This window comes from Haemophilus sp. CCUG 66565, assembly GCF_001679495.1.
In the GTDB taxonomy this organism is placed as follows: domain Bacteria; phylum Pseudomonadota; class Gammaproteobacteria; order Enterobacterales; family Pasteurellaceae; genus Haemophilus; species Haemophilus haemolyticus_K.
In genome coordinates this window covers 236,268-253,979 of sequence record NZ_LZOX01000013.1, presented here as the reverse complement: position 1 = coordinate 253,979, position 17,712 = coordinate 236,268, and the positions used below count along the sequence as shown (strand labels likewise).

At 38.6% G+C, this 17,712-nt stretch carries 15 protein-coding genes; 5 read left to right on the top strand and 10 right to left on the bottom strand.

The window, feature by feature from the left end:
* Positions 1-50: 50 nt before the first annotated feature.
* The 3 genes from gyrA to A9501_RS04910 all read right to left on the bottom strand — a co-directional run bounded on the left by gyrA (position 51) and on the right by A9501_RS04910 (position 5,596).
* Positions 51-2,693 carry a DNA topoisomerase (ATP-hydrolyzing) subunit A gene (gene gyrA, locus A9501_RS04925; protein ID WP_065265135.1) on the bottom strand — a complete coding sequence of 881 codons (2,643 nt, stop codon included), beginning with the start codon at positions 2,691-2,693 and terminating at the stop codon, positions 51-53.
* A 526-nt stretch (positions 2,694-3,219) separates the two neighbouring features.
* Positions 3,220-4,983: a 30S ribosomal protein S12 methylthiotransferase accessory factor YcaO gene (ycaO, locus tag A9501_RS04915; protein WP_065265133.1), complete on the bottom strand. Its 1,764-nt coding sequence runs from the start codon at positions 4,981-4,983 to the stop codon at positions 3,220-3,222.
* Between the two features lie 136 nt (positions 4,984-5,119).
* Complete coding sequence (locus A9501_RS04910) at positions 5,120-5,596, bottom strand: hypothetical protein (RefSeq protein ID WP_065265132.1); 477 nt, start codon at positions 5,594-5,596, stop codon at positions 5,120-5,122.
* 231 nt (positions 5,597-5,827) lie between these two features.
* Between A9501_RS04910 and A9501_RS04905 the strand changes: the two genes are divergently transcribed.
* Positions 5,828-6,634, top strand: a complete 807-nt coding sequence (locus A9501_RS04905; RefSeq protein ID WP_065265131.1) for a methyltransferase domain-containing protein — start codon at positions 5,828-5,830, stop codon at positions 6,632-6,634.
* Here A9501_RS04905 and A9501_RS04900 read toward each other — a convergent pair.
* The gene (locus tag A9501_RS04900; protein ID WP_065265130.1) at positions 6,631-7,329 is read right to left on the bottom strand and encodes a methyltransferase domain-containing protein; all 699 of its coding nucleotides are present in this window, start codon (positions 7,327-7,329) and stop codon (positions 6,631-6,633) included. The genes A9501_RS04905 and A9501_RS04900 overlap by 4 nt on opposite strands.
* A gap of 33 nt (positions 7,330-7,362) precedes the next feature.
* Between A9501_RS04900 and gloB the strand changes: the two genes are divergently transcribed.
* The gene (gene gloB / locus A9501_RS04895) at positions 7,363-8,064 is read left to right on the top strand and encodes a hydroxyacylglutathione hydrolase (RefSeq protein ID WP_065265129.1); all 702 of its coding nucleotides are present in this window, start codon (positions 7,363-7,365) and stop codon (positions 8,062-8,064) included.
* Between the two features lie 186 nt (positions 8,065-8,250).
* Positions 8,251-9,567 carry a glutamyl-tRNA reductase gene (gene hemA / locus A9501_RS04890; protein ID WP_065265128.1) on the top strand — a complete coding sequence of 439 codons (1,317 nt, stop codon included), beginning with the start codon at positions 8,251-8,253 and terminating at the stop codon, positions 9,565-9,567.
* 107 nt (positions 9,568-9,674) lie between these two features.
* On the opposite strand, the gene A9501_RS04885 is transcribed toward hemA, so the two are convergent.
* The 5 genes from A9501_RS04885 to hmrM all read right to left on the bottom strand — a co-directional run bounded on the left by A9501_RS04885 (position 9,675) and on the right by hmrM (position 15,734).
* Positions 9,675-11,129: a glycoside hydrolase family 32 protein gene (locus A9501_RS04885; RefSeq protein ID WP_065265127.1), complete on the bottom strand. Its 1,455-nt coding sequence runs from the start codon at positions 11,127-11,129 to the stop codon at positions 9,675-9,677.
* A 77-nt stretch (positions 11,130-11,206) separates the two neighbouring features.
* On the bottom strand, positions 11,207-12,133 hold the full coding sequence (locus A9501_RS04880; RefSeq protein WP_065265126.1) for an aminoimidazole riboside kinase: 927 nt from the start codon (positions 12,131-12,133) through the stop codon (positions 11,207-11,209).
* A 69-nt stretch (positions 12,134-12,202) separates the two neighbouring features.
* Positions 12,203-13,390, bottom strand: a complete 1,188-nt coding sequence (tyrS, locus tag A9501_RS04875) for a tyrosine--tRNA ligase (RefSeq protein WP_048953048.1) — start codon at positions 13,388-13,390, stop codon at positions 12,203-12,205.
* 224 nt (positions 13,391-13,614) lie between these two features.
* On the bottom strand, positions 13,615-14,331 hold the full coding sequence (sfsA, locus tag A9501_RS04870; protein ID WP_065265125.1) for a DNA/RNA nuclease SfsA: 717 nt from the start codon (positions 14,329-14,331) through the stop codon (positions 13,615-13,617).
* A gap of 8 nt (positions 14,332-14,339) precedes the next feature.
* Positions 14,340-15,734 (bottom strand): sodium-coupled multidrug efflux MATE transporter HmrM, encoded by a 1,395-nt coding sequence (gene hmrM, locus A9501_RS04865; protein WP_065265124.1) that lies wholly within the window; start codon positions 15,732-15,734, stop codon positions 14,340-14,342.
* Between the two features lie 42 nt (positions 15,735-15,776).
* Here hmrM and ribE point away from each other — a divergent pair, with 42 nt between their 5' ends.
* Positions 15,777-16,391, top strand: coding sequence for a riboflavin synthase (gene ribE, locus A9501_RS04860; RefSeq protein WP_032803632.1), 615 nt, complete (start codon positions 15,777-15,779; stop codon positions 16,389-16,391).
* A 70-nt stretch (positions 16,392-16,461) separates the two neighbouring features.
* On the opposite strand, the gene A9501_RS04855 is transcribed toward ribE, so the two are convergent.
* Positions 16,462-17,058 carry a DedA family protein gene (locus A9501_RS04855; RefSeq protein ID WP_065265123.1) on the bottom strand — a complete coding sequence of 199 codons (597 nt, stop codon included), beginning with the start codon at positions 17,056-17,058 and terminating at the stop codon, positions 16,462-16,464.
* Between the two features lie 225 nt (positions 17,059-17,283).
* Here A9501_RS04855 and rplY point away from each other — a divergent pair, with 225 nt between their 5' ends.
* Positions 17,284-17,571 carry a 50S ribosomal protein L25 gene (gene rplY, locus A9501_RS04850; RefSeq protein ID WP_005633680.1) on the top strand — a complete coding sequence of 96 codons (288 nt, stop codon included), beginning with the start codon at positions 17,284-17,286 and terminating at the stop codon, positions 17,569-17,571.
* Positions 17,572-17,712: the final 141 nt, after the last annotated feature.

Genomic DNA, 17,712 nt, shown 5'->3' with positions numbered 1-17,712 from the left:
ATATAAAAAAGTGCGGTGAAATTTCACCGCACTTCTTCTTTTATAATAGGTTATTCTTCAGAACCGCTTTCTTCCAAGGAATCTTCTTCATCTGCATCACAAACACGTTCTAAACTTACTACGTGTTCATCATCTGCAGTACGAATTAAACGGACACCTTGAGTGTTACGGCCTACGATGCTTACCTCGCTTACGCGTGTGCGAACAAGGGTTCCAGCATCGGTAATCAACATAATTTGGTCTGTTTCTTCTACTTGAGTTGCGGCAACGACTTTACCATTGCGCTCACTCACTTTAATCGAAATCACACCTTTTGTATTACGTGATTTAGTTGGGTATTCACTTAATTGTGTGCGTTTTCCGTAGCCGTTTTGCGTTGCGGTTAAAATTGCACCTTCACCTTTTGGCACAACGAGAGAAACCACTTTATCGATATTTAAGTCTAATGATGCTTCGGCGTTGTCATCAGAAATATCTTCAATTTCTACCGTACTTTCATCGTCAGAAATATCGTTTGTTAAAGCTAGTTTAATACCGCGAACACCTGTCGCTAAACGACCCATTGCACGCACTGCATTTTCTGCAAAACATACCACACGACCTTGTGATGAGAACAACATAATTTCGTTGCTACCATCGGTAATATCCACGCCGATTAATTCATCTTCGTCACGTAAATTTAATGCGATGATACCGTTTGAACGTGGACGGCTAAATTCGGTTAAGGCGATTTTCTTCACAATACCGCCAGCAGTTGCCATAACCACGAATTTATCTTCTTCGTAAGCAGAAACTGGCAAGATTGCAGTAATACGTTCGTTTTCTTGTAACGGAAGAATATTCACAATTGGACGACCGCGTGCGCCACGGCTTGCTTGTGGAAGTTGATATACTTTCAACCAATATAAACGACCACGGCTAGAGAAACAGAGGATCGTATCGTGAGTATTTGCCACCAGTAATTTTTCGATGAAATCTTCTTCTTTCATCTTCGTTGCAGATTTACCTTTACCGCCACGACGTTGTGCTTCATAGTCAGTTAGTGGTTGGTATTTCACATAACCTTCGTGAGAAAGCGTCACAACTACGTCTTCTTGTGCGATTAAATCTTCTAAATCAATATCGCCAGAAGCAGCGGTAATTTCAGTTAAACGATCATCACCGAATTGTGCTTTCACTTCTTCCAATTCTTCACGAATCACTTCCATTAAACGTTCTGCGCTACTTAAAATATGAAGAAGATCCGCAATTTTAACTAATAATTCCTCATATTCTTTTACAACTTCTTCAAAGGCAATGCCCGTTAAACGGTGTAAACGAAGTTCTAAAATTGCGTTTACTTGCGCTGGTGATAAGTAATATTGTTCACCTTGAATACCTAGATTTTCTTCTAAATCATCAGGACGAGCAGAAACATCAAGAAGATTAATAATGTCGCTATGTAACGTCCAAGAGCGTGAACTGATTGCTGTTGCAGCCTCTTCACGGTTTTTAGAGTTACGAATGATCGCAATCATTTCATCGATATTAGAACGAGCAACCGCTAAACCTTCCAAAATGTGCGTACGTTCACGCGCTTTGCGAAGCTCAAAGATAGAACGACGTGTAACCACTTCACGGCGGTGTAAAACGAAGGATTCAATGATTTCTTTAAGATTAAATAAACGTGGCTGACCGTGATCCAATGCCACCATATTGATACCAAAGGTCACTTGCATTTGGGTTAGCGAGTAAAGATGGTTTAATACCACTTCACCTACTGCATCACGTTTAATATCAATTTCAATACGGATCCCTTCTTTGTTTGAAAGGTCAGTAATATTGCTGATACCTTCGATTTTTTTCTCGCGAATTAATTCGGCGATTTTCTCGACTAATTTTGCTTTATTTACTTGGTATGGCAATTCAGACACGATAATTTGCTCGCGTCCTTTTTCGTTGGTTTCTACTGTTGCACGAGCACGAACATAAACTTTACCACGACCAGTGCGGTAGGCCTCTTCAATTCCTTTACGACCATTAATTAATGCCGCGGTTGGGAAGTCTGGGCCTGGAATATGTTGCATTAATTCATCAATGGTAATTTCATTGTTGTCGATATAAGCCAAACAACCATTTAATACTTCATTTAAGTTGTGAGGAGGAATGTTAGTTGCCATCCCCACTGCAATACCTGAAGATCCATTTGCTAAAAGTGCTGGAATACGAGTTGGCAATACATCTGGAATCATTAATTCGCCATCATAGTTTGGCGAGAAATTGACGGTTTCTTTATCCAAATCTGTGAGTAATGCTTGCGTAATTTTTTGCATACGCACTTCGGTATAACGCATTGCAGCTGGCGCATCACCATCAATTGAACCAAAGTTACCTTGTCCATCAACCAACATATAGCGAAGTGAGAATGGTTGTGCCATACGAACGATGGTATCGTACACAGCCGAGTCACCATGCGGGTGATATTTACCGATTACATCACCCACAACACGCGCTGATTTTACGTATTTTTTATTGGCGGTATTACCTTCGCGATCCATTGAGAACAATACGCGGCGGTGAACAGGTTTTAAACCATCTCGAACGTCAGGTAATGCACGCCCAACGATAACCGACATCGCGTAGTCAAGGTAGGAAGATTTGAGTTCTTCTTCGATATTGACAGGGGTGATAGATGATTGGATTGAATCCGTCATTGGTATTCCTTTTTTGATCAAAAATTGTGGCGGATTATAGCATAAAATTGTGGATATGTGGTTTTTGATATCAGGATTTCGCCTGATGGCGACCTACTTTTTCTTTGCCTTGCCAAAGAAAAAGTAGGCAAAAAGAAAGGCAACCCTGCTTTTCCTTATTTCCTTTGTTCCATTGAATTTGTTTCACGGAAATTTTCTGAACTCGCTGCGCTCAAACAGACGAAAATTTCCTACAAATTCAATTACACAAAGGCGGAAAAGAAGGGATTATTTTTAAGTGCGGGTAAAATATTTAAATATTTTTATAATGCTTAGATAAACTAAAGTCCCCATATAAATCGCCTTTGCGACTTTCAATTTTTAGGCAATTTTCGTCTGTTTGAGCGCAGCGAGTTTAGAAAATTGCCGTTAAGAAAATTGAAATAAAGCAAAGATTAGCGATTTAATTGGGGTGTGTTTTCTTTGCCTACTTTCTTTTACACGAGTAAAAGAAAGTAGGTAGTCGTCAGGCGAAATCCTGACCTAATTATTTCCAATTTTCTTTTTTGGCTTTCTGCAACTTCCCATAAGCCCCTAACAACGCCTGATGTTCCTTAAAGTTTTTTAAATTCTCATCACTTGCTGGAAGATTGTAGAACGGATTGCCACTTTCAGAGACAGCGGCCCAAGCTTGTTTAACCGCATCTTTACCATACATTTTCTCAAACACTGCACGATATTGTGCTGGGGCGCGATTTTGATCTAAATGTAATTCAATGATGGAAATTAATGCGCGGTAATAATTCACACGTTCTACAGTAAATACAGAACTATTCATATTCAGCGTCCAGTTTGCCCAATCTAATGCCTGTTCTAATTCGCCTAATGCCAGGTGAAGCATTGATTTTAATTCGCCCACGCGTAAGGTTGTCCAGCCGCTATTTTTAGGGGCAACGATGCCGATAAATTCACGCACGCGAGTTGCATCGTCAATATCTTGTCCGTCTAATTCGTCTAATAACTCTTGATAGGTTTCCGCATCGTGATGCCAATTTGGTAAATCCAGTAAAATTTCGCGCCAATCCATTCCCATATTGTTGTTGGCGTAAATTAAATCGTCTGCAGGATAAATATCAGAGATGCCTGGCACAATAATACGGCACGCATAGACATCCAAATGGTTGTAATCCATCACGTAAACTTCTTTTTCATCCTCACGGAAAATTGCCATTAAATTATTGTATTCTTCCTGCGTTGTACCGCTGAAATCCCAATCAGCAAAGTCATAATCAGGCGTTTGTTTAAATAAATCCCAAGAAATTAAACCGCTCGAATCAATAAAGTGGGTTTCTAAATTAGCGTGTTCAGCCACATCATCGTTATTGAAAGATGGCGGTGAGAAAACATCTAAATCTTTCAAGCTACGACCTTGTAAGAGTTCAGTCACCGTGCGTTCTAACGCTACTTGGAAATTTGGATGTGCGCCGAAAGAGGCAAAGCACGTACCGTTATTCGGATTTAATAATACGACGCAAATAACAGGGTATTTTCCGCCAAGTGAAGCATCAAAAGCATAAATTGGGAAACCTTCTTCCTCTAATTTTGCAATGGAAGCCTGAATAGATGGATAGCGATCCATCACTGATTTTGGAATTTCTGGTAGACTGATCGCTTCAGCGATAATTTTGTTTTTCACATAACGCTCAAATACTTCTGACAAGCCTTGCACGCGCGCTTCAAATTTCGTATTGCCTGCAGACATTCCGTTTGAGACATAAAGGTTGGCAATAATACTTTGCGGAATATAAACGGTTTGTTCATCCGATTGACGAACATAAGGCATCGCTACGATCCCACGATCATAATTGCCAGACTGTAAATCTACCAATAGTTCAGGCGTAAGCTCGGCATTAGGATCAAAATAATCCAATAAATAATCATCTAAAATGCCATTAGGCAGTAAGGCATCATCTTCAATCGGGAACCATTTTTCATTGGGATAATGCACAAAATCGCCGTTTGCAATTTTTTGCCCTAAATAGAAATCAGCAAAGAAATAATTAGTGGAAAGACGCTCAAAATATTCGCCAAGGGCAGAAGCTAACGCCGCTTTTTTGCTTGCCCCTTTACCATTCGAAAAACACTGTGGGCAGTCTTTATCGCGAATATGCACAGACCATACATTTGGCACCGGATTTAGCCAAGATGCCTCTTCAATATTAAAACCAAGGGCGGTCAATTTTTGTTGAAATTTTGCAATGCTATCTTCTAATGCGGCATCTTTGCCAGGGATAAACGTTTGTTCTGTCATTTTTGTTCCTAAATAAGAAAAAAGTGCGGTGAATAATAGGGGAGTTTTAATAGCGGGGCAAGATTTTTTCGGCAAAAATAAACCCCGAAACACTTCGGGGTTTTTTACCGCACTTTTAACGTATATTTGATTGGCGTTAAAGTAACGTTGGATTGAACCGCACTTTCAATGCAATCGTAATGGTAGCGAAAATTTTTTCATCGTTGAGAGGAAAGTTTTCACGTAAAGTGCGGTGGGAATCAGTTATGTTTATTTGAGCTTGTGATAATTCATTTAATAAAATTGGGAGAGAAAGATTGAGTTGCTCAGCGATTTGTTGAATAGAAAAATGTTCGAAAGTCATCATCAAGTGATCCAAATTGCAATAAGAGGGCATGCGATTATGAGTGATGAGATCGGCAAATTGAGTGTTGATTTTTACCCATTTCTTCTTGCGGCTATAAAAATGCAGTAACAAACCAAATACGGCAAATCCTGCAAAGAAAAGATGAATGTCTAAGGCTTGAGCAAAAGGAAATTCTAGCCACATTGAAATGCCACTTGCAACAACGAAAAGCAAACTTAAGGCTAATCCCCATACTAAGAAAAATTTATAAATTACTTCAAATTTCATTGAATAGTCCTTTTCTACAAAATAACCATAGGAAAATATAGAACACCTAATATTATAGAATTCTTTTATCTTATTTTACTACGTTATGTTTGAATTAATATATCGATACTGTAGAATTGGTTGCAATGTCTCGTTTTTAAAAAGTTAAAATGAAAAAATGCTTTATCATTTTAACCGCACTTCACCTGAACTTTTACATCGACATTTGAATAACTACATTGAAAAATCACTATGACTATTTACGACATCAATTTTGCTGAACTTTATCAACAACACTTAATCGCGTGTAATCATTACAACTTACCTCCGACAAAATGGGATAAAAAAGCCGTGAAAATGGCAGAAAATTTGGTCGGCAAGCCTTCAGCATATAATCAGCAATTATTGCAAGCTATGAATGTGCAAACCGATGAAACTGTGTTGGATATTGGCTGTGGGCCCGGTACTTTTGCTGTGCCACTCGCACAACAAGGTTCAATCGTATATGCCTTGGATTATAGCAATGGAATGTTAGATTGCTTGGCACAATTCAAACAGAAATTTGGTTTACATCACCTCACGACATTTCATAAATCTTGGGCAGATAATTGGGATGATGTGCCGCAAGCTGATGTGGTATTGGCATCTCGTTCAACGTTGGTGGACGATTTGGACGATATGATCGAAAAACTCTGTGCCAAAGCGAAAAAACGTGTGTTTTTGACTTCTGTCACGCAACGCCATTTCTTCGATGAGGGCGTATTTGAGGCGATTGGCCGTGAAGATATTGGTTTCCCTACTTATATTTATTTACTCAATCGGCTGTATCAAAAAGGCATTCAGGCAAATTTGAATTTTATTGAAACCGAATCGGGTTGTTTTCAAGGGGAAAGCTACGAGGATTTATTAGCCTCGGTGGAATTTTCTTTAGGCGAACTTTCCGAAAAAGAAAAACAAGGTTTAAAAGCCTTTTACGATCGTAAACAAGCTAACAACGAACGAATTTCTCACGGGCAGAAAAAATGGGCGTTGATTTGGTGGAATGTAGAGCGTGCCTAGCTTTTAAGCTTAAATGCATTTACTGGCTCTAAAAATACCGGTATTTTTGACCGCACTTTTTCTGGGGTAAGCGTCAGTGGATAGGTACGTTTTTGCGCAATGATTAACGTGAGTGAAGAAAAAATTGTTGCGCGTTTATTCTTGGTTGCGATAGGGCATTTTTCAATCACTTCAAAATTGAGCAATGAAAGCCAATCAATCACACGCCAAGTAGGGTAGTGACGCAACGGATAATCTCCCATTTTTCTTTTGAAAATCAGCGAACTTAATGGATTAAATAAAGCAATAAAAATCCAGCCATCGTCAGCTAGTACACGATGAGATTCACGCAGAATTTGATGTGGATCTTGTGCAAAATTAAGCGTATTCATTAAAAACGCGGCATGGATTTCTTTTTGAATGAACGGCAATTCGGTGAGGCTTGCTTGAACTAAGCTAACTTTAGCATTGCAAAGTGCGGCAAGGTTTGGCGTGATTTTTTCGCTCAAAATAATCTGGTGGTGCATAGGTAAATTCGTCGTAACTTCACCACTTAACCCACCGATTTTCAAAACCTGATGACCTAAAATTTTTGGTATCCAAGGCATTAACGTTTGGCGTAAGGCTTGGCAATAGTCATCACCCTTTGGCAAATTTTGCCAACTTTCAGGCTGAATGAAAGGCTTGGTCGCTTTGGCATTCCAGTTTACAATCATTTTATTCCTCCATCACAAATGAAAAGGACGATTATGTTATTTGCTTTGCCTGCGCTGAATGATAACTACATTTGGCTTTATCAACGAGAAAATCTGCCTCTTATTATTGTCGATTTACCTGAAACGGACAAGCTATTTACATGGCTAGATAAGCAAAACGCAAAAGTTGAAGCGGTGTTGCTTACTCACGAACATGAGGATCATACACAAGGTGTGTCGGAATTTAAAAAACGTTATCCAACAGTACCGATTTATGGGCCGCGAGAATGCGAGAAAAAAGGCGCAACTCAAATTGTGAACGAAGGGAAGATCCTTACCAAACATTATCAAATTGATGTCATTCCGACGGGAGGACACACTAAACAGCACGTTAGTTTTTTAGTGGATAATCATTTATTTTGTGGCGATGCGTTATTTTCTGCAGGTTGCGGACGTGTTTTCACAGGTAATTATGCGCAGATGTTTGAAGGTTTGCAGCGTTTGAATACATTGCCTGACGAGACGATTGTTTGCCCTGCTCATGAATATACATTGGGAAATTTAGCATTTGCGGAAACCGTGCTGGTGGAGAAAAGTGCGGTAGAAAAACAACGTATTTTGGTTGAAAAACAACGGGCTGAAAATAAACCAAGTTTGCCGACAACCTTAAAACTAGAGCGAGAAATTAATCCGTTTTTACAAGCAAAAACACTTGAAGAATTTACCGCACTTCGTAAAGCAAAAGATATTTTTTAATCATTTGGCACGATTCTAATAAATTTATGATGTGTGAATTTGCTCAATGCGTCACAATTCATTAGAATAATACACCGTATTTTTATCATTAATATGTAGGCAGGATGGAAATAAGGTGTGGTGCTTAAAGTATCATATCTATGTTTTTGAAATTTTGCTTTCTACAGATTATTTTTTAATTATTTTATGACACTTCTTGTTCTCGGCATTAATCACAAAACCGCATCTGTTTCAGTGCGTGAAAAAGTCGCGTTTTCAAATGAGAAACGCGAGCTTGCCTTGCAACAAATTTATCACCAAAACCTTGCTGAAGGTGCAGTGATTCTTTCTACGTGTAATCGCACGGAAGTGTATTTTCATCATCGACAAATCTCGCCACAAGAATGTGAAAAATGGTTGCATAATGCAGAGCAATGGTTTGCTGATATCCATCAACTTTCTTTATCAGAACTGAATCCGAGTATTTATACCTATCAAAATCAGCAAGCGGCAAATCACTTAATGCGTGTGGCTTGTGGATTAGATTCACTCATTTTAGGTGAGCCACAAATTTTAGGACAGGTAAAACAAGCATTTCAAATTACAGAAGATTATTATCAAGCTGCTCATTTACCTCTATCAACAGAGCTTTCTCGTTTATTTCAAAAAACATTTTCTACGGCAAAAAGGGTCCGAACTGAAACCAATATTGGCGAAAGTGCGGTATCAGTGGCTTATGCTGCTTGTAGTCTTGCTCGTCAGATTTTTGAATCACTCCGAAACCTAAATATTTTACTGGTTGGTGCAGGGGAGACGATTGAACTCGTCAGCCGTCATTTATTGCGTCATGGTGTGAAAAAATTAATGATTGCAAATCGTACTCGAGAAAGAGCCGTGCAATTAGTTGAGAAATTAGCAACTGAGACGCAGATAGATGTATTTGGTTTAGATGAATTGCAATATGCATTGCATCAGGCTGATATTGTGATTAGTTCTACAGGTAGTCCAAATGTGTTGATCACTCAAGATATGGTGAAACAATCTCAAAAAGTGCGTCATTATGCGCCAATGTTATTGGTAGATATTGCGGTTCCTCGAGATATTGATGAAACGGTGGCAGAACTTGATAGTGTATATCATTATACCGTAGATGATTTGCAAGATATCATTCAGCGTAATTTGAATCAGCGAGAACTAGCTTCTGAACAAGCACAAGAAATTATTTCTCAAGAATGTCATGATTTCTTTGAGTGGTTAAAGGTTCATCAATTCTCTAATTTAATTAAATATTATCGCCAAGATGCGGAGCGAATTCGCCAGGAGCTACTTGAAAAAGCGCAATTAAGTTTACAAAATGGCGAGCTCGCCGAAGATATTTTGCAAGAGCTGAGTTATAAACTTATGAATAAATTGATTCACGTACCAACACAGACAATGCAAGCAATGATGAAAAGTAGTAATGCCGAAGGATTACATGCATTTTCTAACGCCTTACATTTGGATCATCCGTTGAATGAAAAATAAGGTAAATATTCAAAGAAGAAACCAATATCACTCAGCGATAACTTATCTACGTTCTTTTTAATAATGTAAAAGAATATAGATTTCCTCCAAGTAACACTTCATTTCAGCTACACATATTGAATATGTTTCGGAAAGCCAATCTCAATGTCCAAAGATCGGTTTGTTACAATAACGTTTTCCCTATCTGCGATAAAAAATCTTGATGTCATGGTTTTTTCACCACTATTTAAGAAAATTTCTACAATAGAACGATCAAAGAAAATTTCGATAGTATGAAGTTCGTGTACTTTGCAGTAACGTTGCGATCCAAATTTTATCATTAACTCAGTTTGTGTGGATTGATGACGATCTAAGCAAATTATGCCATTTTCATAAGATAAGCTTAGCTTTTCCTTAGCTTTATTGGAAAAGAAATCTAATGTAAAGGGGCGATTTTGCGCATCAAATTTCAAATAAGCCCGATCTAAATGTTCAACTTCCATTTTTCCTTTTAATGTGAGGGATGAAAGTGCGGTCATATTTTCATAGATTTTTTTAATCGGGCGCTGGAATAGCTGATTATTTTTTAACTGAATTTCGCGTGGCATGGTAAGGGCTGAATGCCATTTGAATTGATTTGTTGGATAAGTTAAATCAGGCAAGCCTATCCAGCCTAGTAGAATAGTATTCTCTTTATTTTCTAAACCTGAAAAGGTTTGCGGTGCATAGAAATCAAAGCCTTGATCAAGTTCTGCAATATATTCTGCATCAAAAGTATACTGGTTTAATTGACCGATAGCATAAGTAGCATGATAGTTATTTTGGAACTGATGCGTTTCACGCGCTTTTCCTTGTGGTGACCAAATAAAAATATCTTTATTGCCTAATTTCATTAAATCAGGGCATTCCCACATAAAAACCTGATGGTTATTAAATTTAGGGACGTCAAGTTCACCCAGTAAACGAGGCGTATCATCTAAATTATCCATTTCAAACAGGAGAGCGGTGCCGGTGAGATTTTGCCGTTGCGCACCACAGATAAAACGAATTTTACCTTCAGGAGTCAAGTAAGGTTTAGGATCCCGCACATGTTCTGTATAACCTTTAGGCGCTTTTTCAATCAGCGGACGTTTACTGATAAGCATGCCGTTACAATCAAAAATAGCAAGGTTTTGGTAAGGGATTCGTTGATTATCAGTCAAACGGCGAGTATTCCCCGTATAGAATATTGCTAATTTATCATCGACTTTTAATGCCCCTCCAGAATAACAACCATGAGATTCAAATGGCTCACATGGGATTAAATCATCTGCATGTTGGAAGACTTGAAAGTCATTTGTAATAAAATGTTTCCAGTGCTTCATCCCATGTAATGCATCAAAGGGAAACCATTGATAAAAAAGATGATATTTTTCACCATCAAACACTAAACCATTCGGATCATTTAATAATCCTGTTGGTGGGGCAATGTGATAGGTCGGATAGAAATCTTTATCGCTTTCCACCGTTTGACGTATAGCGTTGAGCTCATCTGGTTCTGCTGCAAGAATACTTTTGTATTTACCGTTGTTAAAAATGATCATTATGGTGTTGTGCCTAAATTGAAATGTGCGAATTCAGTGAAAAAAGTGTGTGAACCTTTTATTCACACATTCAGCAACTAATTTTCTAAAAATTCAGTTAATTGATTTTTATTTGGCAGGGCGGACATCGCTCCTTTGGCTGTGGTTGCCAATGCGCCACAAGCATTTGCCTGACGAATAATACGAACTAGCACGTCACTATCACGCCAATTTTTATGTTGAGAAAGTCCTGCTAATAAACCGCCCACGAAAGCATCACCTGCACCGGTGGTATCAATTGGTCTTAATGCCTTACCCGCAACGACATCCTTTTTCCCTGCAAGGTGATACAATGCCCCATCTTTACCTAAGGTGACAATAATCAATTTCTCAGGATAAAGTGCGGTGATTTTTTCAAATGCTTTTTCAAGGCTGTCAGTATTGGTTAAAAGCGTTAATTCTTCTTCGGAGAATTTCAATACATCAGAGAGGGCTACCGCATCCATCACAACGCTTTTCATTTCATCTAAGCTTGCCCATAGCGATTCGCGTAAATTGGGATCAAAGGAAAAAAATCCTCCTGCAACTTTAATACGGCGAATTGCTTCAAAAGTTGCTTCACGTGATGGGTTATTAATGAGAGCAATAGAACAACAGTGTAACCATTCTCCAGATTTAAAATGAGGGAGATCATTGGTTTGTAAAAACTGATCCGCACTTGGATTAACCATAAAAGTGAAGCTACGTTCACCATTATCTAATCCTACAACCACCGTTGATGTACGATGTTGAGGATCGAGAATCATATGAGTTGTATCTACGTTTTCCGAATTAAGGGTTTCTTGCATAAATTGGCCGAGAGGATCATTTCCCACTCTTCCGATAAATGCACTTTGTCCACCTAAACGCGCAACCCCCACCGCCACATTTGCAGGTGCGCCACCCGCACAACGTAAATAGTGATTTTCACCGTCTGGGATTAAATCGACTACAGCATCACCGGTTACCCAAATTTTTTGATTCATTTTACGTTCCTTTATATGACAAAATTGATTAAAAATAACCGCACTTTAAAGCGCGGTTATGTTATGTTTTTATTCTACCGTTATACGAGCAAATTTTCGTTTACCCACTTGGTAAACATTTGTGCCTTTCGGTGCATTATCTTTTACGTTATCGACTTTTTCACCATTGATTTTTACACCGCCTTGTTGAGCAGAGCGAATCGCTTCTGAAGTGGAAGGCACAAGTCCCGCCTCTTTTAATAAGGTGGCTAAACCCATTTCACCAGAGAACGTAAATTCAGGCATTTCATCAGGCATTGCGCCTTTTTGGAAACGATTAATGAATTCTTGCTCTGCGGCGTTTGCTGCCTCTTCATTGTGGAAACGGGCAATTAATTCTTTTGCTAGTAAGATTTTTACATCACGAGGATTTTTGCCGTTTTCTACTTCCGATTTTAATTGTGCAATTTCACTTAATGGACGGAATGAAAGAAGGTTATACCAATCCCACATGAGTTCATCTGAAATAGACATCACTTTACCGAACATATCGTTTGGTGCTTCTGTTACACCGATATAGTTGCCAAGTGATTTGGACATTTTTTTCTCGCCATCTAAGCCAACGAGCAATGGAAGTGTAATCGCAACCTGTGGTTTTTTGCCTGCTGATTTTTGTAATTCACGACCAACAAGTAAGTTGAATTTTTGGTCTGTACCACCTAGTTCTACATCAGCATCTAATGCAACAGAATCATAGCCTTGTAGTAATGGATAAATAAATTCATGGATGGCAATGGGTTGGTTGTTGCCAAAGCGTTTTTTGAAGTCGTCGCGTTCAAGCATACGCGCAACGGTGTAGTTACTTGCAAGACGAATCATGCCTTCCGTACCAAGTTTGCTTAACCACTCAGAGTTGAAGACGATTTTGGTTTTTTGTGGATCGAGAATTTTATAAATTTGCTCTTTATAGGTTTCCGCATTGCGCAATACATCTTCACGGCTGAGTGGAGGACGTGTGGCATTTTTACCTGATGGATCGCCCACCATTCCAGTGAAATCACCAATTAAGAAATAGACTTCATGACCGAGTTGTTGAAATTGACGTAATTTGTTTAATACAACGGTATGCCCTAAATGAATATCTGGTGCGGTTGGATCTGCGCCTAATTTTACTTTTAATGGGCGATTTTCTTTCAGTTTTTCGATTAAATCCGCTTCTGAAAGGATTTCATCAGTACCGCGCTTTAGTTCCGCGAGAACGGTATTAATGTCAGTCATTATTATTTCCTAATTATGTTTTTTGAAAGGTTTTATTATAGGGATTCTTAGCGATTTGTGAATAAAAAAAACGCCTATTTGTGGGGAAATAGGCGGGAATGTTGGAGTGATTATCTGTTGAACGCTTCAAATTAAGAAAACGCTCTGTTATTGTTGGAATGACTAGATGATAATTGTTATCAATAATCTTGTCAACAGGAAAATGAAAATAATTCTCAAAAATATTATTTTATATAAGGCACCGATTCTGTTAAGGAAAGTGCGGTAGGAATTCCATTAGAAATTTCAAATTTGCCCGCATAAGCATAGGCTTCAATGCCTTGTTCCATTGCTTCTTTTAATAAGCGATCATATTCGGGATCGATATATTCTGCGATTTTGAAGTGATCAAACCCATTATGTACCCCAGCAAATAGCACTATTGCACGATGACCTTGTTTTTTCATTGCCAGTAATTCACGGACATGTTTTTGCCCACGTGTAGTCACTGCATCGGGGAACATACCTAAATTTCCTTTCACTAGGGTGATGGATTTCACTTCCACATAACAATCGGGTAAGCCTTCACCTTTCAGTAGGAAATCAATTCGGCTATTTTCTTCACCATATTTCACTTCAGGATAAATTTCGTCGTACATTGCCAATTCTTTGATTTGCTTATTTTGCAGTGCTTCAAAGACAAGCTGATTAGAACGATGCGTATTGATACAACAAAGTTGTCCATTCTCAAGTTGAGTGAGTTCCCAAGAATGAGGATATTTGCGGGTTTGGCTATCGGAATGTGAATACCAAATTGTGTCGCCTTTTTCACCGCACCCCGTCATCGCGCCTGTATTGGCGCAATGAATTGTCATAACATCACCAGTCGGTAGTTCAATATCCGCAAGAAAGCGTTTATAACGACGAATTAATGTCGCTGATTGTAAAGCTGGAAGTTGCATAAAGTTCCTTATTTGAGTTTTTCTAAACGTTGTAAAATGGCGTTATCGGTCATGGCTTGCATTTTTTTCATTCTCAAAGAAAGTAAGATTGCTGCGAAAGTGAGTGAGACCACAAAGGCAATCCAGAAACCTTTCGCATCAATGTGAGGCACAAGCCAATCTGTACGACCGAGCGTATAACCAAGTGGCACACCAATTACCCAATAAGAGAAAAGGGTAATGTATAAAATGACTTTAGTATCTTTATAGCCCCGTAAAATGCCGCCAACCACCATTTGGATGGTATCTGAAAATTGATAAAGTGCGGCAAATAATAATAAATTTGCCGCCATGGCAATGACAATTTCATCGGTGACGAAAATAGAGGCAATTTCATAACGGAAGAAAATCGTAATTAATGCAGTAATGATTGTCACCGTTAGCCCTAATAATAATGCAGCATAACTCATTTTTTTCGCTTTTTGTGGTGAGCCAGTGCCCAATGCCTGTCCGACTAAAATCGTTGTTGCCATACCAATTGACATAGGGAACATAAAAATGAAAGAGCTGGTATTCAATGTAATTTGATGGCTCGCCACAACGGTTGAGCCTAGCGGAGAAAGCATTAAGGACGTAAGTGCAAATAACGCCACTTCGCAACAAAGTGCAATAGCAATGGGCAAGCCTAAACGCAGTAGTTTTTTAAGCGTTTTGGGATTCGGCATTTCAATTAATTGGCTAAATACTTTTAGCGAACGTTCTTGAGCATTCGTGTAGGAATAAAACATCATCATAAAGCACATTGCCCAGTTCACAATGGCTGTTGCAATACCACAGCCCACCGCACCAAAAGCAGGCATGCCAAATTTTCCATAAATAAAAATGTAATTAAGCGGAATATTTAGCAGTAAACCTAAAAAGGTAATGACCATCGCAGGCTTAGTTTTAGCAATCCCATCATTTAAACAACGAAAATTAATCAGCATCAAATAAGCAGGTAATCCCCACAACATCGCATGTAAATAATCGCGTGCTAAATCTGACATTTTGCTTTCCATTTGCATGTATTGCAGCGGAATCTCACAGAAATAAATCAGCAAACCTAAAGGAATACTCACGCCTAACACAAGCCAAATGCCTTGGCGAACTTGATGGGCAATGCGATGGCGTTGGTCTGAACCGTTTAGGTAAGAAATAGTCGGAGGCAGCGCTAATAATAAGCCTTGACCGAAAAGCACCAATGGCATCCAAATCGATGCTCCAACAGAAATTGCTGCCATATCAGTGGAACTCACGCGACCAGCCATAATAGTATCCGCTAATCCCATAGAGTTTTGTGCGATTTGCGCTAATAAAATGGGTAAAGAGATTTTAATTAATTTTTTAATATCAGCGTGATATTGGGATAAAAGACGAAAATTCATAAATTTGATATACTAAGAAAAATTTTTAGAAAAGGAGAAAATATGTTTACCGGAATTGTACAAGGCACTGCGCCTATTCATTCAATTACAGAAAAGGCTAATTTTAGAACACAAGTGGTAAAATTACCACCTGAAATGCGTAAAGACCTAGAAATTGGCGCATCGGTGGCAAATAACGGTGTATGTTTAACCGTGACTGAAGTCAATGGTGATCTCGTTAGCTTTGATCTCATGCAAGAAACCTTAAGAATTACGAATCTTGGCTTGTTGAAAGTAGGCGATAATGTCAATATCGAACGAGCAATGCAAATGGGAACAGAAATTGGCGGGCATTTATTATCTGGTCACGTCTATTGTACAGCAAAAATTTCAAACATTATCGCCAGTGAAAATAACCGACAAATTTGGTTTGAGCTGCCAAGCGCAGATGTAATGAAATACATTTTAACGAAAGGATTTGTTGCGGTAGATGGCATTAGCCTGACTATTGGCGAAGTAAAAGGCACGCAATTTTGTGTGAATTTAATCCCCGAAACTTTGCAACGAACCTTAATGGGGCAACGTAAAGTGGGCGATATTGTGAATATTGAAATAGATCCACAAACGCAAGCCATTGTGGATACAGTGGAAAATTATTTAAAAGCGAGAAATTTATAGTCCATTGAAATAAAAAGAGCGGTTAAAAAATACAGAATTTTTTAACCGCTCTTTTGGTTGATTACTTCGCTTATTTTTTCGATTTTTTCCATTTCCAGAAAAGGAATAGGGCAAGTAAAGCAATAAGCACATAAATCACCATTTGACCTTTTTCAATTTGAGCATGTAACCAGTCTAAATTTTTTGCGCCAAATTCGCCTAAATAAACCCAAATTGGCACAGAAATAATGGCAGCACAGAAATCAATCAAGACAAAACGTGTGTAACTTACTCGGCGAGTAATGCCAGAAACCATATAAATTGGAGCACGCAAGCCGGGTAAAAAACGTGCGACAAATAACACACGGTTGCCATATTGGCTGAATTTTTCACGCACCATTCTTAAACGTTGTAATGTCACGATTTTACGCATTGGGCGAAAACGTAAAATTTTTGTGCCATAAATACGACCAAGCCAATACATGGTGGAGTCACCCGCAAGCACGCCAAGCATACTGACGAGTAACATTAAATGTGAATTAACACTTTCAGGATAAAGTCCCGCAATAACACCACCAGAAACCAAGGTGATATCTTCTGGAATCGGCACACCAAATCCGCAAATAATTAAAACAAAAAGAACAGCCCAATAGCCGTACTCAGTAAAAAATCCAATCAGAAATTCCATAATATTCCTACTTTATTTTTTTATAAATATCGTAAAAAACTGCTAAGCATTCTAATCTTTTCAGGGTAAAAAGCCTAGAAAAAGTTTGCTTTGAAAAGCGGGATATTCTATAATTCGCTGCCTCAGAGCATAGCTCAATGCTTGTCTTTGAGAGCAATATTTGGAAAATTGCTGGGTCGCCTGCAATTTTCTTTCTTTTAACATTAATTTAAAGAGAACATTAAAATGGCATTTAAATTTAACGCTGAAGTTCGTACAGCGCAAGGTAAGGGTGCGAGCCGCCGCCTGCGTCACAATGGTCAAATCCCTGCAATCGTTTATGGTGGCAGCGAAGAGCCAGTTTCAATCATCTTAAACCATGATGAATTAAACAACGCGCAAGCACATGAATCTTTCTATTCTGAAGTGATTACTTTAGTGATCGGTGGTAAAGAGGTTGCAGTTAAAGTACAAGCAATGCAACGTCACCCATTCAAACCAAAATTGGTTCACATTGACTTCAAAAGAGCATAATCCAGTATTTACGCTATCTAAAGTCAATTTTAATTCCGAAACCTTTTCTTATTTTTAGGTTTTAAACTTTAATAAAATCAATGGGTTTTAAAAACGTTTCGGAACGTGATTTGTGACAAAAAAAGGCTCTTCAAATGAAGG